Annotated in this window: 20 protein-coding genes and 3 pseudogenes; 14 read left to right on the forward strand and 9 right to left on the reverse strand. The window is 55.5% G+C overall.

Annotated elements, in window-relative coordinates; genetic code table 11:
• The first annotated feature begins 6 nt into the window (after nucleotides 1–6).
• From QTO30_RS15715 to QTO30_RS15780, 14 genes and pseudogenes are all read left to right on the forward strand, one after another.
• Nucleotides 7–750, forward strand: coding sequence for a hypothetical protein (locus QTO30_RS15715; RefSeq protein ID WP_340425020.1), 744 nt, complete (start codon nucleotides 7–9; stop codon nucleotides 748–750).
• Between the two features lie 359 nt (nucleotides 751–1,109).
• Complete coding sequence (gene rpsM, locus QTO30_RS15720; RefSeq protein WP_340425954.1) at nucleotides 1,110–1,454, forward strand: 30S ribosomal protein S13; 345 nt, start codon at nucleotides 1,110–1,112, stop codon at nucleotides 1,452–1,454.
• Nucleotides 1,455–1,468: 14 nt separating this feature from the next.
• Nucleotides 1,469–1,858 (forward strand): 30S ribosomal protein S11, encoded by a 390-nt coding sequence (rpsK, locus tag QTO30_RS15725; RefSeq protein ID WP_008236527.1) that lies wholly within the window; start codon nucleotides 1,469–1,471, stop codon nucleotides 1,856–1,858.
• A gap of 110 nt (nucleotides 1,859–1,968) precedes the next feature.
• Nucleotides 1,969–2,985 (forward strand): DNA-directed RNA polymerase subunit alpha, encoded by a 1,017-nt coding sequence (locus QTO30_RS15730; RefSeq protein ID WP_340425021.1) that lies wholly within the window; start codon nucleotides 1,969–1,971, stop codon nucleotides 2,983–2,985.
• Between the two features lie 138 nt (nucleotides 2,986–3,123).
• Nucleotides 3,124–3,543, forward strand: a complete 420-nt coding sequence (gene rplQ, locus QTO30_RS15735; protein WP_340425022.1) for a 50S ribosomal protein L17 — start codon at nucleotides 3,124–3,126, stop codon at nucleotides 3,541–3,543.
• A gap of 843 nt (nucleotides 3,544–4,386) precedes the next feature.
• Nucleotides 4,387–5,698, forward strand: a pseudogene (locus tag QTO30_RS15740) (replication-associated recombination protein A).
• 31 nt (nucleotides 5,699–5,729) lie between these two features.
• Nucleotides 5,730–6,089 (forward strand): fluoride efflux transporter CrcB, encoded by a 360-nt coding sequence (gene crcB, locus QTO30_RS15745; RefSeq protein WP_340425023.1) that lies wholly within the window; start codon nucleotides 5,730–5,732, stop codon nucleotides 6,087–6,089.
• Nucleotides 6,086–7,141: an RluA family pseudouridine synthase gene (locus QTO30_RS15750; RefSeq protein WP_340425024.1), complete on the forward strand. Its 1,056-nt coding sequence runs from the start codon at nucleotides 6,086–6,088 to the stop codon at nucleotides 7,139–7,141. The genes crcB and QTO30_RS15750 overlap by 4 nt, the downstream gene beginning before the upstream one ends.
• Nucleotides 7,134–7,799, forward strand: coding sequence for an HAD-IA family hydrolase (locus tag QTO30_RS15755; protein WP_340425025.1), 666 nt, complete (start codon nucleotides 7,134–7,136; stop codon nucleotides 7,797–7,799). Before QTO30_RS15750 ends, QTO30_RS15755 begins: the two co-directional genes overlap by 8 nt.
• A gap of 3 nt (nucleotides 7,800–7,802) precedes the next feature.
• Complete coding sequence (locus QTO30_RS15760; protein ID WP_340425026.1) at nucleotides 7,803–8,513, forward strand: ATP12 family chaperone protein; 711 nt, start codon at nucleotides 7,803–7,805, stop codon at nucleotides 8,511–8,513.
• 215 nt (nucleotides 8,514–8,728) lie between these two features.
• Nucleotides 8,729–9,748: an amino acid ABC transporter substrate-binding protein gene (locus QTO30_RS15765; protein ID WP_340425027.1), complete on the forward strand. Its 1,020-nt coding sequence runs from the start codon at nucleotides 8,729–8,731 to the stop codon at nucleotides 9,746–9,748.
• Between the two features lie 127 nt (nucleotides 9,749–9,875).
• Nucleotides 9,876–11,094, forward strand: a pseudogene (locus QTO30_RS15770) (amino acid ABC transporter permease).
• Nucleotide 11,095: 1 nt separating this feature from the next.
• Nucleotides 11,096–12,388, forward strand: coding sequence for an amino acid ABC transporter permease (locus QTO30_RS15775; RefSeq protein WP_340425028.1), 1,293 nt, complete (start codon nucleotides 11,096–11,098; stop codon nucleotides 12,386–12,388).
• 12 nt (nucleotides 12,389–12,400) lie between these two features.
• A complete protein-coding gene (locus QTO30_RS15780) occupies nucleotides 12,401–13,168 on the forward strand; it encodes an amino acid ABC transporter ATP-binding protein (RefSeq protein WP_340425029.1) in 768 nt (255 codons plus the stop codon).
• Between the two features lie 94 nt (nucleotides 13,169–13,262).
• On the opposite strand, the gene QTO30_RS15785 is transcribed toward QTO30_RS15780, so the two are convergent.
• From QTO30_RS15785 to yidC, 9 genes and pseudogenes are all read right to left on the reverse strand, one after another.
• Nucleotides 13,263–13,541, reverse strand: a complete 279-nt coding sequence (locus tag QTO30_RS15785) for a hypothetical protein (protein WP_340425030.1) — start codon at nucleotides 13,539–13,541, stop codon at nucleotides 13,263–13,265.
• Nucleotides 13,542–13,680: 139 nt separating this feature from the next.
• Entirely contained in the window at nucleotides 13,681–13,875 is a 195-nt protein-coding gene (locus QTO30_RS15790) for a hypothetical protein (protein ID WP_340425031.1), read from the reverse strand.
• 109 nt (nucleotides 13,876–13,984) lie between these two features.
• The gene (locus QTO30_RS15795) at nucleotides 13,985–14,512 is read right to left on the reverse strand and encodes a SixA phosphatase family protein (protein WP_340425032.1); all 528 of its coding nucleotides are present in this window, start codon (nucleotides 14,510–14,512) and stop codon (nucleotides 13,985–13,987) included.
• Nucleotides 14,509–15,120, reverse strand: a complete 612-nt coding sequence (locus QTO30_RS15800; protein WP_340425033.1) for a ferredoxin — start codon at nucleotides 15,118–15,120, stop codon at nucleotides 14,509–14,511. The genes QTO30_RS15795 and QTO30_RS15800 overlap by 4 nt, the downstream gene beginning before the upstream one ends.
• A 39-nt stretch (nucleotides 15,121–15,159) precedes the next feature.
• Entirely contained in the window at nucleotides 15,160–15,678 is a 519-nt protein-coding gene (locus QTO30_RS15805; RefSeq protein WP_340425034.1) for a hypothetical protein, read from the reverse strand.
• Between the two features lie 62 nt (nucleotides 15,679–15,740).
• Nucleotides 15,741–16,595, reverse strand: a complete 855-nt coding sequence (argB, locus tag QTO30_RS15810) for an acetylglutamate kinase (RefSeq protein WP_340425035.1) — start codon at nucleotides 16,593–16,595, stop codon at nucleotides 15,741–15,743.
• 17 nt (nucleotides 16,596–16,612) lie between these two features.
• Nucleotides 16,613–17,260: a ribosome biogenesis GTP-binding protein YihA/YsxC gene (gene yihA, locus QTO30_RS15815; protein WP_340425036.1), complete on the reverse strand. Its 648-nt coding sequence runs from the start codon at nucleotides 17,258–17,260 to the stop codon at nucleotides 16,613–16,615.
• Between the two features lies 1 nt (nucleotide 17,261).
• Nucleotides 17,262–18,017, reverse strand: a complete 756-nt coding sequence (locus QTO30_RS15820) for an MOSC domain-containing protein (protein WP_340425037.1) — start codon at nucleotides 18,015–18,017, stop codon at nucleotides 17,262–17,264.
• Nucleotides 18,018–19,842: pseudogene (gene yidC, locus QTO30_RS15825) on the reverse strand (membrane protein insertase YidC). It lies immediately after the preceding gene.
• Between the last annotated feature and the right edge of the window lie 514 nt (nucleotides 19,843–20,356).

Genomic DNA, 20,356 nt, shown 5'->3' on the forward strand with positions numbered 1-20,356 from the left:
TTAAGATTGAAGTCGTTCAAAGCACTTCTTCTGCTAGGCGTGGTTTCAGTACTCATCTCTAAGTTTGTGACAAGTACTGCCTCGCCAGCATCATCCCAAGATGCAACAGTGAACGCCGGTCTTATCAGTCAAATGGCGTCAAAGACAGATTGGTGCGAGACCGAAAGACGCAACTCATGCGAAACAGCTCAGTTTGCTCAATGGCATGGCGACATGAGATATCGCATTATTTCTGAAAAAAATGACAATCGCGTAGACGCGGTCCAAGAAGCGATAGACGCCTTCAAATTGGTACTGGAGACCTCAACTTCCATCAACTTAGTCGCAAATGATGATGCGAACGTGTTTATTTGGCTGGGCTCTGAAGAGATTGACATTGTGATGAGCCAGAATCCACTTGCTGCACCATCCGAAAGAGTTTTGCGCAGTATAGCAGAGCCAAATGCTAGTGGGCTGCCTTGCGGCGGAACTGTTATTGTAGACGGCAATGAAATTCTAATCGCTGCAATTTATATTGGAGCCGGTACAGGTAGCACAGATGCGTCTTCATGTGTTCAAGAAGAACTTTACAACTCTATGGGCCTCTACTCTGATCCCTATTTCTTGCCTTCGCTCTTCGATTGGCCGCTTGACGGATACCCCAGCGTTATCGGAAAATTTGGAGCTGCACATATCGAAATTCTAAGAATTTTCTACCGCTCAAGCGGCAACGACGTTGACAGCATCAGAAATGCAATGCAATCGCAATAGATGCCTTGCTGGCTGACGGGGGTAAGAGTTCAAGACGTAGACTTACAACCAACCTGAAGAGGACTTCCGACTCCGGCACAAAGTTGCATAGTAAATTGATTGGATTGGTCGATTTTTTCGGTCCCTAGTTGCATGACCAATAGGTCTTGACCCCCGACCTGAACCCCCCTAAACAGCGCCATCCTACAAAGGAATCAATTTGTGGTTAAGGGTCGCGCCCTGATGCCATGAGAACACCTCGATATGACGCAGCCCGGCGCCTGAAAGGTCCGGGTTTCCGTTGTGAAAAAAGGGTCTGGAATGACGGACCCGCAACGAAAAGGAATTGCACACGTGGCACGTATTGCTTAAGCGTAAACATCCCGACTGCAAAGCGGGTTCCAATCGCCCTTACCTACATTACCGGAATTGGTTCTGCCAAAGCCGAAGAAATCTGCGAAGCGGTCAAGATTGACCGCGCGCGCCGTGTTAACCAACTGTCTGACGCAGAAGTGCTGTCGATCCGTGAATACATCGACGCCAACCTGATGGTGGAAGGTGACCTGCGTCGTGAGACACAGATGAACATCAAGCGTCTGATGGACCTTGGGTGCTACCGTGGCCTGCGCCACCGTCGTAACCTGCCGGTTCGCGGTCAGCGTACTTCGACAAACGCACGTACACGCAAGGGCCCCGCTAAGGCCATTGCTGGTAAGAAGAAATAAGGGAGGCTTGATCAATGGCACGTGATACAAAACGCACCAAAAAGAAGGTTTCCAAGAACATCGCAGCTGGTGTTGCGCATGTGAACTCTTCTTTCAACAACACAAAAATCCTGATCTCTGACGTGCAGGGCAACGCCATTTCCTGGTCGTCTGCAGGCACCATGGGCTTTAAGGGTTCGCGGAAATCCACACCGTATGCCGCTCAGATGGCTGCAGAGGATGCGGGCAAGAAAGCACAAGATCACGGCGTGAAAACGCTTGAGGTCGAAGTGCAGGGCCCCGGTTCCGGTCGTGAAAGCGCGTTGCGCGCTTTGGCCGCTGTTGGTTTCAACATCACATCGATCCGTGACGTGACCCCAATGGCCCACAACGGTTGCCGCCCACCAAAGCGCCGCCGCGTCTAATTATTATCCAAACGCCTTGGGGCTGTGTTCCTGCACGGTCCCAATCCGTCATTTTAACCTCGGGCGTTTGCCTTTTTGGACCATGAAGGCAGACTAGTATGGAGGGACATATGATCCACAAGAACTGGGCTGAGTTGATTAAACCAACTCAATTGGAAGTTAAGCCGGGCAACGACCCCGCGCGTCAGGCAACCGTCATTGCAGAACCACTTGAGCGTGGCTTTGGTTTGACATTGGGCAACGCCCTGCGCCGTATTTTGATGAGCTCGCTTCAGGGCGCTGCCATTACTGCCGTTCAGATCGACAACGTTCTGCACGAGTTTTCATCCGTGTCTGGTGTGCGTGAAGATGTCACCGACATCGTGCTAAACCTCAAAGGTGTCGCGATCCGCATGGAAGTCGAAGGCCCCAAGCGTTTGTCCGTTCAGGCGAAAGGCCCCGGCGTTGTGACCGCCGCTGATATCAGCGAGACGGCTGGTATTGAGGTGCTGAACAAGGAGCACGTAATCTGCCACCTGGATGATGGCGCTGATCTGTACATGGAACTGACTGTGAACACAGGTAAGGGCTATGTGTCTGCCGATAAGAACAAGCCAGAAGATGCACCGATCGGGATGATGTCCGTCGATGCGATCTACTCGCCGGTCAAGAAAGTCAGCTATGATGTGCAGCCGACCCGTGAAGGTCAGGTTTTGGACTATGACAAGCTGACCATGAAGGTGGAAACGGATGGGTCGCTGACACCTGATGATGCGGTTGCCTACGCGGCCCGTATTCTGCAGGACCAGCTGTCGATCTTCGTCAACTTTGATGAGCCTGAGTCTGCCCAAACCGGTGCGGATGATGACGGTCTTGAGTTCAACCCGCTTCTGCTGAAGAAAGTGGACGAGCTGGAACTGTCTGTCCGTTCGGCAAACTGCCTCAAGAACGACAACATCGTATATATTGGCGATCTGATCCAGAAGACCGAAGCAGAAATGCTGCGCACACCGAACTTTGGCCGCAAATCTTTGAACGAGATCAAGGAAGTGCTGTCAGGCATGGGCTTGCACCTTGGCATGGATGTTGAGGATTGGCCGCCGGACAACATCGAGGATCTGGCCAAGAAGTTCGAAGACCAGTTTTAAGAATTCGGGTGGGCTTACGGGCCCACCCAAAAATGCCCGTGCATATACGGGGAACATCCTGGGTAATACCGCCCCACTAACGGAGCCAGCGACACGCATCGCAAGTGCCCATCGATAAAACAAAATGGAGACTATCACATGCGTCACGCAAGAGGTTACCGCCGCCTGAACCGCACACATGAGCACCGCAAGGCGCTGTTCGCGAATATGGCTGGCTCGCTCATTGAACATGAGCAAATCAAAACAACTTTGCCCAAGGCCAAAGAACTGCGCAGGATCGTTGAAAAGCTTGTCACATTGGGCAAGCGCGGTGATCTGCATGCACGCCGTCAGGCGAATGCGCAGCTCAAGCAGGAAATGCATACTGCGAAGCTGTTTGATGTCCTTGGACCGCGTTACAAAGACCGCCAAGGTGGTTACGTTCGTGTCATGAAAGCGGGCTTCCGTTATGGTGACATGGCGCCAATGGCGATTATCGAATTCGTGGATCGCGATGTAGATGCGAAAGGTGCGGCTGATAAGGCGCGTCTGGCTGAGTATGAGGAAGCTGAGGAGTAAGCTTCTCACGTTTAAGTTTTGAAGGCCTCGCAGGATTGCGGGGCCTTTTGTTTTGTTGGATGTCAGGTTTGAGCCCATGTTGGCGGATGCTGCGCACCGTTCGTATGTCTGCTAATGGTTTGCCAAACCAGCTTAGCTCTTCACAGGCCCGATAAGATTATGCGATCAAAAACACCCCAGCTAAGGCTCACGTTCATCATCGGGGCTATGGTACTCTTTTGGGGACCGAGCGTGACGTTAGCCGGGTCGTTTAGTCTAGACGGGAATTGGACCGCAAACTCTGTTGTCTCTACTGGAATTATCTCGGACAGCTATCTTCGTGTTGTTGAGCCTCTTGAAGGCACCAGCATTGTCATTCAGCATCAGCACTTGTGGTTGTCAGACGACATGTCTTGCCTGATTTTGAGTGGCGACACCCACGTTTGGGTCAACGACCGGCGGACTTTTGGTTCTTTTGGTGGAGACTGGTCTGATACGGGATTGGTGTCCGTAGATGGTCAGTTTTTTCACGTTACGCGATATGATTTGGATTGCCCGCAGGTATCCCAGCCCAAGCTATCACTGATAGTGCAACCCGAGCATAACGTCGTCTTGCTTGGCGCCTTTCGGGTATTTGTGAGACTGCTGCCTTCAGGATGACATCCAACTACTTGACCGATCCGGGCAAGCAGACATTCAATCTTGAGTTCACAACGTCCGCTTCAGTCCGCAAAGCAGTCGCTCCGATACATAAGGCCAAGGTATGCTTCGTCTCGCGTACGGGACCATGTTTGCGGTCTCGTAGAAGCCCCTCTCAGGTGATACTTGCAATCATGCGGCGCTCCGAACATATCCTTGGTGGCCATGGCTGATCTTTTTGACAGTGCCCCCAGCCCAACCCCGGCAGGCCCACGCCCGCTGGCTGACCGGTTGCGGCCAAGCAAGCTGTCAGAGGTGATTGGCCAGCGACAGGTCCTTGGTCCTGACGCACCCTTGGGCACAATGTTGGCGTCCGGCTCGCTCTCGTCGCTGATCTTTTGGGGTCCACCCGGTGTAGGCAAAACGACGATTGCACGGCTTCTGGCCGACGAGACCGATCTGCACTTTGTCCAGATAAGTGCGATTTTCACCGGCGTGCCGGAGCTGCGTAAGGTATTTGAGGCCGCTAAAGTGCGACGTCAGAATGGCAAGGGCACGCTGCTCTTTGTGGATGAGATCCACCGCTTCAACAAAGCCCAGCAGGATGGGTTCCTGCCATATATGGAGGATGGCACGATCCTGTTGGTTGGGGCCACGACAGAGAACCCAAGCTTTGAGTTGAACGCTGCGGTGCTGAGCCGAAGCCAAGTGTTCATTCTGACACGGCTTGATCTGAAGGACCTCGAACTGCTGACGCAGCGGGCCGAGAAGGAATTGGGCAAGCCCTTGCCCTTGGACGGCCCGGCGCGTGATGCTTTGCTTGAGATGGCCGATGGCGACGGGCGCGCTTTGCTCAATCTGATCGAACAGGTGAGTGCATGGAAAACCGATGCTAAGCTGACCACCGATGACCTGACCAAACGCCTGATGAAGCGCGCAGTGAAATACGACAAGTCGGGGGATGAGCACTACAACCTGATCAGCGCCTTACATAAATCGGTGCGCGGGTCTGATCCGGATGCGGCGCTTTATTGGTTTGCCCGGATGCTCGCCGGGGGCGAGGACCCACGGTTTCTGGCCCGTCGCATCACGCGCATGGCGGTCGAGGATATTGGTCTGGCTGATCCACAAGCGCAGGCTGTCTGCCTGCAGTCTTGGGAGACCTATGAGCGGTTGGGCTCGCCCGAAGGGGAATTGGCGCTTGCGCAGGCCGTCACCTATCTGGCCCTCGCCCCGAAATCGAATGCGACCTATGTCGCCTACAAAGGGGCTGTGGCGGCGGCCAAGCAAACTGGGTCGGAACCACCACCGGCCCATATACTGAACGCGCCAACGACGCTGATGAAGGAACAGGGGTTTGGCGTAAGGCTATAACTATGACCACGATGCCGAGGATGGGTTTAGTGGCCAGAACTACTTCCCTGAAACGATGAAGCGTGGTGTTTATTACGTCCCCGTTGATCGTGGCTTCGAGCGCGAGTTGAAAAAGCGCGTGGATTACTTCGCAGGCTTGCGCGCCAAGCGTGGCAAGAATTGACAATCGTGTAGCGAACCGCCACAGCACCCACATGATGACACCTGTGATTTCTGTAGCTCTTGGCGGGGCGATTGGCTCTGTGCTGCGATACCTCGTGGGGTTAGTTGTGGCCTTTCCGATAGGGACGTTGACAGTGAACGTGATCGGGTCCTTCATCATCGGGCTGGTCTGGATACACTTGGCGGATCGCGGCTTGCAGCATTGGTCGCCGTTTCTGATGACTGGCGTCTTGGGCGGGTTTACGACGTTTTCGGCGTTCACTTTGGATGCGTTGCGTTTGGTGGAAGAAGGCCGCGTGACGGCGGCGGTCGGATATGTTCTGGCGTCGCTGGTCTTATCCGTTCTGGCCTGTGCGGCGGGTCTGTGGATCGCAAGAGGAATGACAACATGAGTGGTGTACAAACCCGTGTGATTGGCCCCGACGATGGCGACCAACGCCTTGATCGCTATTTGCGCCGCCTGTTCCCGCATCTGACCCAAGGACGGATCGAGAAGATGTGCCGCAAGGGTGAATTGCGTGTCGATGGTGGTCGCGTAAAATCGAACACCCGATTGGATGTGGGGCAGAAAATACGTATTCCGCCGCTCCCAACCGAGGAAGAAGCGGCGGCTGCGGCGAACCTTGCCAAGCGCGGTGTGACCAAGGCGGATGCCAAGCTGATTCAGTCCTGCGTGATCTACAAGGATGATCATATTATCGCGATCAACAAACCTCCCGGTTTGGCGACCCAAGGTGGTTCCAAGACAACGCGGCACGTGGATGGGTTGTCAGAGGCCTTGATGTTTGACTACGACGAAAAGCCCCGGTTGGTGCATCGTCTGGATAAGGATACGTCTGGTGTGCTGCTGCTGGCGCGCACACGGATGATGGCCAAGCAGTTGACCGAAAACCTCAAGCATCGTGAGACGCGCAAGATCTATTGGGCGGCAGTCGCTGGGGTGCCGCATCCGCGCGCCGGAACAATCAAATATGGTCTCGTGAAAGCGCCCGGTCATGGCAGGGGCGGCGAGAATGAGAAGATGCGCTGTGTGCATCCGCGCGACCTCGACAGTGTGGAGGGGGCCAAGCGGGCGACCAGCGATTACGCAGTGATGGATACTCTGGCCAGCCGTGCCGCGTGGTGTGCATTGGTGCCGATCACGGGGCGGACGCATCAACTACGCGCGCATATGGCTGAGATTGGGCATCCGATTGTGGGTGATGGTAAATACGGCGGGTCCGGTCAGGAAAACCTTGGTGATGGCTGGGGTGCCGGTATGGGCAGTGAGATTGGGCGCAAACTGCATCTGCACGCCCGCAGCCTGACAATTGAGCATCCGGCGACGGGCGCTACCTTGCATCTAACCGCGCCTTTGCCGGACCATATGCAGCATACATGGGACTTCGTGGGCTGGGTTGTGGGCCACGCTCCGGTTGATCCGTTCAATATGCCCGATGCGTGATCTGCGATTGGTGATCTTTGACGTCGACGGCACGCTCGTTGACAGTCAGGCCGAGATCATGGCCGCGATGACGCTGGCGTTTCAGGCCGAGGGATTGGTGCTGCCGGACCGCAAGACCGTGCTATCCATCGTGGGCCTGTCTTTGGCAGAAGCATTTCGTGTGCTGTGTCCTGACACGGATGAGGTGCAACGGGCGCGGTTGGTTGAGGCCTATAAGGCGTCTTTCATGCAGCTGCGTTCTGACAATCAGGAAATGGGTCCGCTGTTTCCCGGTGCGCGTGACGCATTGGATGTGTTGCGCGCGCAGGACCACACCTTGCTTGCGGTGGCGACCGGCAAGTCGCGGCGCGGTCTGGATAAGGTGTTGGAGCGGCATGGGCTGACGGGTGTGTTTCATTCTGAGCAAGTCGCAGATCACCACCCGTCCAAGCCAAACCCATCGATGATCCTGACAGCGCTGAATGAGACAGGCGTTCCACCGCAAAAGGCTGTCATGTTGGGCGATACGACCTATGACATGGACATGGCCCGTGCAGCTGGCATCAAAAAGATTGGTGTCACATGGGGGTACCACGCAGCGGATGCTTTGCTGCCTGATGCGATGATCGAAGACTTTGCAGCGCTCGCGGGTGCTGTGGACCAACTGATAGGCCCTTGAGAGATGAGTGACTGGCAACCCAAACGGTTCTGGAAACAGGCAAAGACCGAGGCCTGTGAAGGTGGTTTCACCGTGAAGCTGGATGGGCGCCCGGTGCGGACGCCAGCCAAAGCGCCGCTGACCTTGCCGACACAAGCCATGGCGGATGCGATTGCGCAAGAGTGGGATGCACAGGAAGAGGTTGTCGATCCGCGCACAATGCCAGTGACGCGCGGGGCAAATGCCGCGATCGATAAAGTACGCACACAGCGGGACGAAGTCATTGCTTTGCTTGCAGAATATGGCGACAGCGACCTGTTATGTTACCGGGCCGCCGGGCCAGAAGCACTGATTGAACGGCAGGCCAATGCTTGGGACCCGATGCTGGATTGGGCGGCTGAAACACTGGGGGCGCGGCTTTTTGTTGGTGAAGGCGTTATGCATGTCACCCAAAAGCCCGAGGTCCTTGCCAAACTGACAGCAGAGGTCGCATCATTTGATGATTTCGCACTCGCAGCAGTGCATGATCTGATCAGCCTGTCAGGGTCGCTGATCCTTGCGCTTGCCATCACAAGGCAGGCCATCACGGTTGAGGAGGCATGGCTGCTTTCACGCATAGATGAGCATTGGCAAATCGAACAATGGGGCGAAGATGAAGAGGCCGCTGCCGCCGAATTCACCAAGAAGACTGCCTTTTTTGACGCGGCGCAGTTTTACCGGTTTTCTCTGACGTAAGGGAAACGCACTGTTTACGGCGAAATCTCGGAAAAATGCCTAATTTCGCGACATTTGCCTCTCGTTTTGAGTTTGCTACTCTTGACTCTATGCCAGAATAACCAAACTCTTGCTGCATTGAGTTGGGAGGACCCACCTCATTCATCATGACTGTCTATCGGGACGGGATAAAAATTGGCCACCCTAGCGGGGTGGAAACTCAGGAAGAGGTAAAAATGAAAAAAACCGCATTTTACGGCGCACTCACTGTTGCTGGCTTTGCTGCAAGCATGGCTTCGGCTGCAACATTGGATGACGTCAAAGAGCGTGGCGTATTGAACTGTGGCGTAACAACTGGCCTTGTCGGCTTTGCATCACCTGATGCGAACGGCGTTTGGGATGGTTTTGACGTTGGCGTATGCCGCGCGGTTGCTGCTGCTGTTCTGGGCGACAGCGACGCTGTTGAGTTCGTTCCAACAACCGGTAAGACACGCTTTACAGCGCTGGCTTCGGGCGAGATCGACATGCTGGCGCGTAACACCACATGGACATTCAGCCGTGACGTCGACCTGAAGTTCGAATTTGTTGGCATCAACTACTACGATGGTCAGGGCTTCCTGGTCCCACGTGACCTTGGTGTGTCTTCTGCAAAAGAACTCGATGGTGCGACTGTCTGCATCCAGACGGGTACGACGACAGAGCTGAACCTGGCGGATTACTTCCGCTCCAACAACATCAGCTACGAGCCTGTGCCAATTGAAACGAACGCCGAAGGTCAGCAGCAGTATCTTGCTGGTGCATGCGACGTTTACACAACTGACGCTTCCGGTCTGGCTGCGACACGTGCAGCCTTCGAAAACCCGGACGATCACATCGTTCTGCCGGAAATCGTCTCAAAAGAGCCACTCGGCCCGCTTGTCCGCCACGGCGACAATGATTGGGGCGACGTTGTGCGCTGGACATTGAACGCACTGATCGCTGCTGAAGAGCTGGGTGTCACATCTGCAAACATCGAAGAGCTGGCAGCTGCACCGACTGGCAACCCAGAAGTCAACCGCCTGCTGGGTACCGAAGGTGAACTGGGCGCAATGCTGGGTCTGGACGCGAACTGGGCGATGATGGCGATTGCTGCGGGTGGTAACTACGGCGAGCTGTTCGAAAAGAACATCGGCGAGAACACACCAATCGGTCTGGCACGCGGTCTGAACGCGCAGTGGACAGACGGTGGTCTGCTCTACTCCCCACCATTCCGTTAAGGATAGCTACTAGGAACAAAGGGCGCGGTTACGACCGCGCCCTTTCACTAAGACGACCATAAAATCGGTGCCAACGAGTTGCATAAGCAACCAGCCTACTAAGCGCCGTAGCAACGGGGAATATATAATGACGTCGGTCACAGACCCACCACAGGGGTCGTTCCGCCTGTCGATGCTCATCAACGACACGCGTTATCGATCCTACACCTTCCAATTCATCGCACTGGTGCTGCTGATCGCCTTTATGGCGTATCTGGGTATCAATCTGGTGCGCAACCTTGCGGCCCAAGGCCTAAACATCTCGTTCGGCTTCCTTGGCGATCCGGCGGGCTATGACATCAACCAACGCCCTATCGAATACGACAGCCAGTCGTCCCATCTGCGGGCTGCGATGGTGGGTATCCTTAATACGCTGATTGTAGCCTTCTTGGCCTGTGTAACCGCAACCATCTTTGGTGTGATCGCGGGTGTCCTGCGGCTGTCCAACAACTGGGTGGTCCGCAAGCTGATGTCGATCTATGTTGAGATCTTCCGGAACATTCCCGTTCTGATCTGGATCATTATCATCTTTTCGATCATGACGGTCAGCATGCTCGGCACCGCGCGCGTTCCGAGGCGACAATGCAACATCCAGTATGTTGTTCGACTCGTTCGCCTTTACGAACCGGGGTGTGTATTCACCAGCGCCCGTCATTGACGGTGTAAGTGGCTGGATTGTCATTGCGGTCTTCATCGCCTCAATCATTGGTATCTTCGCTTATCGCAGATATGCCACGAGGAAGCTGTATGATACGGGTCAGCTTTTGCCGATGCTGTGGCCGTCTGTGGCCCTTTTCTTTGTGCCGACGGTCCTTGTGTACTTCATCCTCGGGCGTCCGATCACATTGGACTACCCTTCACTGCAAGGCTTTAACTTCCAGGGCGGGCTGCATTTACGGGGCTCACTGATTGCGCTTTGGTTCGCGCTGGCGATCTATACCGGTGCCTTTATCGCGGAAAACGTGCGGGCCGGTATTCAGGCGATCTCAAAAGGCCAGACCGAGGCTGCGGCCTCGCTGGGGCTGCGCCCGGGCCGGATCATGAACCTTGTGATCCTGCCACAGGCATTGCGGGTTATCATTCCACCGCTGATTTCGCAGTATCTGAACATCACCAAGAACAGCTCTCTGGCGATTGCTGTGGGCTACATGGATGTCACGTCCACACTGGGTGGGATCACCCTGAACCAGACGGGCCGCGCGATCGAATGCATCCTGCTATTGATGTTGTTCTATCTGACAATTTCGCTGCTGATCTCAGCTGTGATGAACGTCTACAACAACTCTGTTAAGCTGAAGGAGCGCTGATATGTCAGATAACAACTCAGTCGCTTTCGTCCGTACAGAAACCCTGCCAGAGCTGCCGCCACCGGCCAGCGAAGCGGGAGCCATTAAGTGGGCGCGCGAGAATCTCTTCTCAAGCATTCCAAGCGGTATCCTGACGCTGGTGTCGCTTTATGTGATCTATCAGTTGGTGACCTTTGTCGCCCCTTGGATGATCAACGGCATCTGGAACACAAACTCTCTCGCGGAATGTCGGGAGGTTCTGGATGGTGCCACAGGTGCTTGCTTCTCTGTGATTTCAGAGCGTTGGAACCAGTTATTGTTCGGGTTTAGCTACCCGGTTGAGCATTACTGGCGTCCGGGTTTGGCTTTCATCCTACTGTTTGCAGCCGCAGCGCCGGTCATGTTCTTTGACCTGCCACGCAAGCTGTTGATCTTCACGGGTCTTTATCCTTTCATCGCCTATTGGCTGATTTGGGGTGGCACGATCTTTACTCCGCTGTTCGCGCTTGCGGGCATTGTCGTGGGCTATCTGGTCTACACACGCTACGTGAAAGACAGCTTTGCAATGGGCTTCTTAGGGGGCGTGATTGCAGCGTTTATCGCGTGGTATATCGGTGGGTTCATCGTAGGGGCCATCGCCCCGGAAGAGCCATTCCTTGAAGCCGTCCAATCGCGGAACATGGGTGGCTTTATGCTGAACATGATCCTTGGTGTGGTCTGTGTGTCGCTGTCGCTCCCCTTGGGTATCGTGCTGGCGCTGGGCCGTCAGTCGGATATGCCAATCATCAAGTGGATTTGCGTGATCTTCATCGAGTTCATCCGTGGCGTGCCGCTGATCACATTGCTTTTCGTGGCAAACGTGGTTTTGGCGTTCTTCCTGCCACCGGGCACGACATTCGACCTGATCTTGCGCGTGATTATCATGATCACCATGTTCTCGGCCGCTTATATCGCCGAGGTGATCCGGGGTGGTTTGGCCGCTTTGCCCAAGGGCCAGTACGAGGCTGCTGACAGTCTCGGTCTGGATTATGCGCAGGCGATGCGCCTGATCATCCTGCCGCAAGCGCTCAAGATCTCGATCCCGGGCATCGTGAACGTCGCGGTGGGTCTGTTCAAGGATACCACGCTGGTTTCGGTTATTTCGATGTTCGATCTGGTCGGCATGATCCGCGGTCCCATTCTGTCGTCCACCGACTGGAACGGTGTGTACTGGGAGCTGTTCATGGCAGCCTCGGTTCTGTTCTTCGTCGTCTGCTACGGCATTTCACAATACTCACAATGGTTGGAGCGCAGGCTCGCAACCGACCACCGATAGGAGGCTTATACTATGGCCGAAGCAACACAAATGAGAGTCTCTGACGAGCTGGCGATTACCATTGAGAATATGAATAAATGGTATGGCTCGTTTCACGTGCTCCGCGACATTGACCTGTCGGTGTATCAGGGCGAGCGGATCGTGATCTGCGGCCCATCCGGGTCCGGCAAATCCACGTTGATCCGCTGCATCAACGCGCTGGAGGAACACCAGCAAGGCAAAATCACCGTGGACGGCACATTGCTGTCCTCGGACCTCAAGAACATCGACAAAATCCGGTCAGAGGTTGGCATGTGCTTTCAGCACTTCAACCTGTTCCCGCATCTGACGATCCTTGAGAACTGCACGCTGGCCCCGATCTGGGTGCGTAAAACGCCAAAGAAGGAAGCTGAAGAAACGGCGATGCACTTCCTTGAGAAGGTCAAGATCCCCGAGCAGGCCGACAAGTACCCCGGCCAGCTGTCCGGTGGTCAGCAGCAGCGTGTGGCGATTGCCCGCTCGCTTTGCATGAAGCCACGCATCATGTTGTTTGACGAACCGACATCGGCGCTTGACCCGGAAATGATCAAAGAGGTGTTGGACACCATGATCTCATTGGCCGAGGAAGGCATGACCATGCTGTGCGTGACGCACGAGATGGGTTTTGCCCGTCAGGTGGCGAACCGCGTGATCTTTATGGACCAGGGCCAGATCGTCGAACAGAACGAGCCAGAAGAGTTCTTTAACAACCCCAAGTCCGACCGGACACAGTTGTTCCTGAGCCAGATTTTGGGTCACTAACACGCGCCAACTGGCGCAATGAGAAAGCCCCGGTTCTTCCGGGGCTTTTTTGCAGATGGATTAAGGTTATGGCCGCTGCGAAGCTTATCCGCTGTCAGTTCAGCCTGACTTTGGCCAAAAGCTTCTTCCCGAAATAGGCATTGCTCCCACCGTTGCGCGCGATGCAAGGCGTCATTTTGAGCAAGATGCCAAACTGTTCGTTCGGATCATCGCAGCGAATGATGGTGTAGTCGCACAAGCGCTGCGGAACATCGTGTTGCGTATCGTAGATGAGGTCAAATTTGTCCCAAACATCTGCGTATTTCCATGCATCGACGAGGGATTTGAAACCGATGTTGTCTGTGATTGTCGTAGGCTGGTTTGTATTGGTCAAAGTTATTTCTCTTTGTTTGTTCATATCGCTAAGCGCGAAGGGCCTCAGCTTCCTCTTCTATCGTCACGGATCGTACACACCAAAAACAAATAAACAGTTACCGCTGAATGGGTGGAAATGCGCCGATGACAATGGCGCTTTAGTGGCGATCAGATAGCGAAACGGGGTCACCGTTGGGTTCATTGCTGCGCTCCATCAGCACCCGCAAAGTCGGGATCGTGATTGGCTGCGTGTCTGGGCTCACTGCTGTTGGTAGTGATCTGACAGAGCCGAACTTGGGAAAAATGGACTGGTAACCTAGAGACCCGATCAGATGGCTAAGTGCTTTAACCATGTGATTCCTCCATATGTCCTTCTCTTATAGCCATGCTTTCCGTTTGTGACAAAGGCCAAATACAACTCCGCGTTGCGGAAGCCCGTTTCGATGCATGGCGGGTTGTTCGTTAGTCAATGTCCTGGCCGGAGGTCCCAATCAAATCACGCGGTACCACGAACGCCTCACACCGTCCGGTACGAGGTTGAACCTCGGCCCATCTGGTTACATCAAAATCAATCACCGTACTCGCGCAGGTCGGGTAGTCACTGAACCGGCGGTGTGCAGGCGCCGCTTGGACCAATGCGTTTGCCAGCATGCCAATCCCGGGGTTGTGACCAATGACAGCAACTGTCTGATCGGTTTGCTTTCGCACCATGTCGAGGATCGTATCCGGTGCCGCATGGTAGATGCCCCCAGAGAGACGCAGGTTTGGCCTGGAGCCGAGCGCCGTCAAGATCAGGTCTGCGGTTTCTTGTGTCCGGGTTGCGTCCGAGCAGAGCACCAGATCTGGCATATATCCTTGCTCAGCCATCCATGTCCCAATTGCCGTAGCAGAGGCGTGCCCGCGTTTGTTCAGCACCCGTGCATGATCATCGGCAAAGGGATCGCTCCAACTGGATTTTGCATGGCGGATCAGGATCAGGCGCAAGGTCACAAGAAGGCCTCCATATGGAATGCGGCTTGGGCGGGCAAGCGGGTGCCTTGGCCCACAGGGCACGCGCGGCGCGCGAGGCATCCTGCGGTCCGGCAGTCAGTGCCAGCCGGTGAGGCTATATGAGCTTTGCAAGCGGCGACGTCGTAGCCGTCGTTGAATGCGCCCACAGGACAGGCGGTGGCACAGGGTTTGGCGCAGGACAGGCAGGGTTGGGGGCCGGTCCCGACCTTAGCGGGTTTCTGCCACCGCAGCGCACCGCGGAACGATGTGAACAGCCCTGTTTCATCGTGGACCAGAAACCCGATCGGTGATGCCCAGAACCGCCCGGTCTGCTTGGCCCATGTGAAAAATGGCGCGTAGGGCGGGCCGCCGAAAGGGAACAGCGGTTCTGCATCCAGCATCTCGGCAACCTGTGTGACGACGCGTAAGGACCATCGGTCCAGCGGGTGCACTGCGCCGTCTTTGAATTCCTGGCTGTCGCGAAAAATGGACCAAAAGCGTGGCTCATCGGGGCCAATCAAAGTGATCGTCTGTTCACCGTCCGGGCAATCCCCCAATCGCTGCAACCCGAAAGGGTACAAAGCATCACTCAAAGCGTCGCGTGTCATGCGGATGACTTTAGACCCTGCGGGTCGGAATGCCAGAGCCTAGCGTCGGCGCCAGAGCCGAGGCATCCGATTGATGTCTGTTGCGCCGCCTACCGTCGCTTCAAAACGCAAGGTATCGCCCGCGCATTCAAACCAGCCAATGCCGCCGCCACCCAGCCCGGTATCTGATGAAAATGGAATCTCCATCATTTGGCCAAGCACATCGGCGGACCCCACCAGATTGTAGTCGTTTACTGCAGCCATGAAGGTGTTGTCGGCGGCGTCCAGCAGGCCAGCGCTATATCCAACAACTTTCACATCCATAGGCGGGACGTTGGGCACCTGCACGTTGATGATCATATCATCCGCGAGCAGTGTAAAGCGCCCGTCAGCGGCAATCTGCATGGACACTTCGCCGTTCACAGGTGTCGCGGTCCCTTGCATCTGCAACGCCATCATATCTGCAATATCGCGCATGTCGGCGATCCAGGTGTCGACCATGCATTCTTCGACCGCCGCAGTAGCAGGCAGGGCGATGGTCGCGATGCAAAAGGCGATGGTGGGGGTGATAGATTTCATAGGAGCCTCCACTTTCCTGCCAAGATGCTAGCAGGTGAAGTCAGGGCGCCAAAGTAAGGATATCACGACCTTGGTCTGCGGATCAGCGAACCTGCACCGTGATCGGTGAACAGCTCAAGCAGGCAGGCGTTGGGTGCGCGCCCGTCAAGGATGACCACCGCGCGGACACCATCGTTCATTGCGGCCAATGCGGTTTCCGTCTTGGGGATCATGCCGCCCGCGATGGTGCCATCGGCGATAAGGTCAGGGATAATCTTGGGGTCAATCTCGGTCAGGACTTCGCCTGATTTGTCCTTTACGCCCTCGACATCTGTCAGCAACAAAAGACGGTCGGCCTTCAGCGCGCCTGCTATGGCCCCGGCGGCTGTATCGCCATTGATGTTAAAGGTCTCGCCATCACGGCCCATGCCAAGAGGGGCAATCACCGGGATTGCATGGGCGGCGTGCAGGTCGCGTAGGATGGTGGGGTCCACCGTCGAAGGCGTGCCGACAAAGCCGAGGTCCGCGTGCGTTTGCTTGCAGACAATCAGGTTGGCGTCCTTGCCCGACAGCCCAACCGCCTTGCCCCCTTCTTCGCAGATCGCTTGCACAAGGCGGTTGTTCACCTGACCGGAGAGCACCATTTCGACTACATCCATCGTCGCCTGATTGGTCACGCGCTTGCCATTCACGAACGTGGATTGGATATCCAGCTTGTCCAGCATTTCGTTGATCATTGGCCCGCCGCCATGGACGATCACTGGATTCAGCCCAACTTGCCGCATCAGTACCACGTCGCGGGCAAAGCCGCGCATGGCTTCATCGCTGCCCATGGCATGTCCGCCCAGTTTGATCACTACTGTCGCACCGGCATAGCGCTGCATGTAGGGCAGGGCTTCGCTGAGGGTCCGGGCGGTGGCGATCCAATCACGGTTCATGTCTTGGGTCCTTGTCTTCATTGGATGCCCGCAATGACGGCGCGCAGCGTCTTGATGCCGTCGCCTTTCTCAGACGACGTTAGGATTAGTTCGGGAAAGGCGGCAGGGTGTTTGGTCAGTGCTGCGCGTGTTTTGTCGAGCGAGGCTTGCAGGGCATCGCCTTTCAGCTTGTCGACCTTGGTCATGACCACCTGAAAGGTGACCGCGGCGCTGTCGAGCAGTGACATGATTTCTTCGTCTACAGCCTTGGCCCCGTGCCGTGCGTCAATTAATACAAAAACCCGGCGCAGCGTTTGCCGCCCTTGCAGGTATTGTTTGAGCAACCGTTGCCATTTTTCGACGACTGCGACGGGTGCGTTGGCAAAGCCGTATCCGGGCAAATCGACCACATAGATGTCGCCTGCGGTGAAAAAGTTGATCTCTTGCGTGCGCCCTGGCGTGTTAGACGCGCGCGCCAAGCCCCTGCGTCCCGTCAGCGCGTTGATCAGGGATGATTTGCCGACGTTGGAACGGCCAGCAAAGCACACCTCGACCCGGTCCGCTGGTGGCAGCCCATCCATAGCGACGACGCCTTTGACAAAGTCGGTTTCACCCGCAAACAACAGGCGGCCTTTTTCGAGCGCTTGCGCGTCAGGCTCTTCCACTTCGGGAAAGCGCATCTCCATGTCAGACCACCTTTGCCGTGTCATTCGGGGTGACTTTACCGCCCTTGATCACCTTGGCATAGACGCCAAAATCCTGATGGTTCCAGCCGTCGCGCAAAGCGCCCAGCGTATCGGCGTCACGTTTGCCGGTGCGGGGGTTCGCCATCGTGTGCTTGCAGCGCTGGATTGGTTCCACGACATGCAAGATCGCTTCGCCGATCTGGACGTCTTTGCCTATCCATTCCAGCTCTTCCCAAGGCCCCGCACCATCAAGCCAGATGTTACCGCGCCAGCGCTCGATTTCGAGCGGGCGGCCCAGTTTCTGGGATACAGCATTGTGGCTGGACTGGGTCATGATGGATACGGAAGGGTAGTCACTGTCTGTCATCCCCCGATCAGGCACTTTCGCAAGCCCTGTTGGCTGGAACTTTTCTGGGGGGCAAAGTGGGCGGACCCATGCGATAAAGCGTGCCGCATCATCGCGATTGTCCGGGTTAAAGCTGATCTCGCCCAGCACGTCGTGACGCAGGTGCATGATACCTGTTGCCTCATCAAACCTTGCCCAGATACCGGCCAGTCCGGGCGTACTGACCCCGATCATGAAGTTCCGACAGCTAACCCAAGCGGGGGTATCTGCGTCAAACTTGGATCGCTCATGCGTAACAGCCCACGCTCGATCCCAAGGCATCGTCTGCCCTGTGACCAGCGTCACCTGATCCAGCGCCTCGCGTCCGTGGCTTTTGATGGGGTGCCGCCACAGCGCGGCGACACGTGGCATCTATTTGCCCTCTTTCTTGTCGGCCTCGGCGGTTGGCGCTTTCTTTTTGATGCTGGCCTTGATGTTGCCAAAAACATCCGGCTTTGCCCCATGGCTGCGCATGATGGCGTACTGTTGCACGAAGGTAATCACGTTGTTGGCGATCCAATACAGCACTAGGCCAGATGCGAAAGAGCCCAGCATAAACATGAAGACCCATGGCATCCATGCGAAGATCATTTGCTGTGTCGGGTCCGTTGGGGCCGGGTTCAGTTTCTGCTGCAACCACATGGAAACACCCAGCAGGATTGGCAGGATACCGATAAAGATCAGCGACAGAATTGAATTTGGATCTGGGGCTGCGAAGGGCAGTAGGCCAAAGAGGTTGATAAACGACGATGGGTCAGGTGCGGAAAGGTCTTTGATCCAGCCAAGCCAAGGGGCGTGTCGCAATTCGATGGTGACGAAGATCACTTTGTAGAGCGAAAAGAAGATCGGGATTTGCAACAGGATCGGCAGACAACCCGCAGCAGGGTTCACTTTGTTATCCTTGTAAAGCTTCATCATGCCCTGCTGCATGGCTTGCTTGTCGTCGCCTGTCTTTTCCTTGAGCTTTTCCATCTCTGGCTGCAGCTCTTTCATCTTGGCCATCGAGACGTAGGACTTATAGGCCAACGGCAGCACGATGATTTTCAGGATCACAGTCAGCGCTAGAATGGACCAACCCATGTTGCCAATCACGATGTTGAGGTAGTGCAGCAGTGCAAAGATCGGCTTGGTCAGAAAGAAGAACCAACCCCAGTCGATGCTATCAAGGAAACCACCGACACCGCCTTCGCGTTCGTAGTTGCGGATTGCTTCCCATTCCTTGGCACCAGCAAACAGGCGGGTTGTGACTGTGGCAGTCTCGCCTGCGGCAACGGTCTCAATCGGCATCACAGCTTCTGCTTGATAAAGATCGCGGCTATCGAAGTATTTTGAGGTTGAGCGGAATGAGACGCCCTGTTCGGGGATCAACGTCGTCATCCAGTAATGATCGGTGTAACCGATCCAACCGCTGTCGGTCACATTCAGCCGTTCGGCTTGCGTGCGTTCGCGTGGGTCAACGGCGTATTCGGTGATATCGTCATAGCCGGTCTCTTCCAGCTCTCCGTCGGTCATCCGCACCATGCCTTCGTGCAGGATAAAGAAATTCTTGAGGTCGTCCGGTTGCCCATGGCGGCGCAGCAAGCCGTAGGGGCGTGCAGAGACCGGGTTACTGGTCGCGTTTTCGACGCTTTGCGCGAAGGTGAACATGAAGGCGTCATCGACCGCAATTTCGGTGCGAAAGATTTGGCTTAGCGCCGTTGTCCCAAGACAGGGTAACAGAACTGTCGGGGGTCAGGGTGTTGCCGCTTTCCAGTGACCAAAGCGTATCGGGGCCCGGTACAGCGGTCGCATCCAGCCCATCTGTTGCTGTCCAACCGAAAGCGGCAAAGTAGGCACCCGGTTCGCCGACGGGCTTCAGCAGACGCACAACTTCTGCATCGTCGTCAATCGTTTCGCGGTAGTTGGTGAGCGCCAGATCATCAATCCGACCGCCCAACAATGAGATTGAGCCACTGAACTCGCCGGTTTCGATCGCTACGCGTGGTGCTTCGGCGGCGGGCTCAGGCGCTTCTGTGGGTGTTGTTGCCGCGGGTGCGACGGGGTCTGCGGCAGGTAAGGTCGGATCGTCGAGCGTTTGCGCGGTTTCTGTCGCTGGATCGACTGGCAGATCCTCTGGCGGGAACAGTGTGGTCCACGCAACGATGACGGCAAAGCTGAGCACCGTCGCCATGATGAGGTTCTTGTTCTGGTCGTCCATATGAAAACCGCCCATATTCCTTGGAAAAGTCTGGGGGTTGTTCAACCTGTCGAGGGCCGAAAGGTCAAGCTGTTTTCATTGAATTTGGACGGTTTGAAGCAGTTGCGCGCCGTGGTATCGCAGCGGCTAGCGCAAGGCTATGTCCTGTCTGATTGGGATTAGCTGTTTTGCTTTTCCAGGAACCGCTGCCGTGTCCGCTGAAAAACCGCCTTAAGGCGGGGGTCGTTGGCTGTGAGTTGGTCCAACATCTTGCTGAAAGATGCATCATCTTGCCCGAAAAAAGCCTGTGCGGCCTCGTTTGGGTCCATAGATTGCGTTGTGTTCTTCATCATAACATACCTTTCACACCACTTACCCCGCTTGATAAACGGATATTCGGGTGAAATTAGGGCCGGAATTAGGCCAGGAATCAGACTTTGTTTGCGCAAACAGTCTTAAAATATCGGAAATTGGTATCAAATTATTGCACCTCAATGCTAGAAAACCAGCCAATAAAGCTGGTCTAGCAAAATCT

This window comes from Yoonia sp. GPGPB17, from assembly GCF_037892195.1.
In the GTDB taxonomy this organism is placed as follows: Bacteria; Pseudomonadota; Alphaproteobacteria; order Rhodobacterales; family Rhodobacteraceae; genus Yoonia.

Bases quoted from the DNA above. Each gene is read 5' to 3' on its own strand.
- rpsK (WP_008236527.1), top strand. From the start codon at position 1,469: ATGGCACGTGATACAAAACGCACCAAAAAGAAGGTTTCCAAGAACATC.
- QTO30_RS15730 (WP_340425021.1), top strand. From the start codon at position 1,969: ATGATCCACAAGAACTGGGCTGAGTTGATTAAACCAACTCAATTGGAA.
- rplQ (WP_340425022.1), top strand. From the start codon at position 3,124: ATGCGTCACGCAAGAGGTTACCGCCGCCTGAACCGCACACATGAGCAC.
- crcB (WP_340425023.1), top strand. From the start codon at position 5,730: ATGATGACACCTGTGATTTCTGTAGCTCTTGGCGGGGCGATTGGCTCT.
- QTO30_RS15750 (WP_340425024.1), top strand. From the start codon at position 6,086: ATGAGTGGTGTACAAACCCGTGTGATTGGCCCCGACGATGGCGACCAA.
- QTO30_RS15755 (WP_340425025.1), top strand. From the start codon at position 7,134: ATGCGTGATCTGCGATTGGTGATCTTTGACGTCGACGGCACGCTCGTT.
- QTO30_RS15760 (WP_340425026.1), top strand. From the start codon at position 7,803: ATGAGTGACTGGCAACCCAAACGGTTCTGGAAACAGGCAAAGACCGAG.
- QTO30_RS15765 (WP_340425027.1), top strand. From the start codon at position 8,729: ATGAAAAAAACCGCATTTTACGGCGCACTCACTGTTGCTGGCTTTGCT.
- QTO30_RS15775 (WP_340425028.1), top strand. From the start codon at position 11,096: ATGTCAGATAACAACTCAGTCGCTTTCGTCCGTACAGAAACCCTGCCA.
- QTO30_RS15780 (WP_340425029.1), top strand. From the start codon at position 12,401: ATGGCCGAAGCAACACAAATGAGAGTCTCTGACGAGCTGGCGATTACC.
- QTO30_RS15790 (WP_340425031.1), bottom strand. From the start codon at position 13,875: ATGGTTAAAGCACTTAGCCATCTGATCGGGTCTCTAGGTTACCAGTCC.
- QTO30_RS15800 (WP_340425033.1), bottom strand. From the start codon at position 15,120: ATGACACGCGACGCTTTGAGTGATGCTTTGTACCCTTTCGGGTTGCAG.
- QTO30_RS15805 (WP_340425034.1), bottom strand. From the start codon at position 15,678: ATGAAATCTATCACCCCCACCATCGCCTTTTGCATCGCGACCATCGCC.
- argB (WP_340425035.1), bottom strand. From the start codon at position 16,595: ATGAACCGTGATTGGATCGCCACCGCCCGGACCCTCAGCGAAGCCCTG.
- yihA (WP_340425036.1), bottom strand. From the start codon at position 17,260: ATGGAGATGCGCTTTCCCGAAGTGGAAGAGCCTGACGCGCAAGCGCTC.
- QTO30_RS15820 (WP_340425037.1), bottom strand. From the start codon at position 18,017: ATGCCACGTGTCGCCGCGCTGTGGCGGCACCCCATCAAAAGCCACGGA.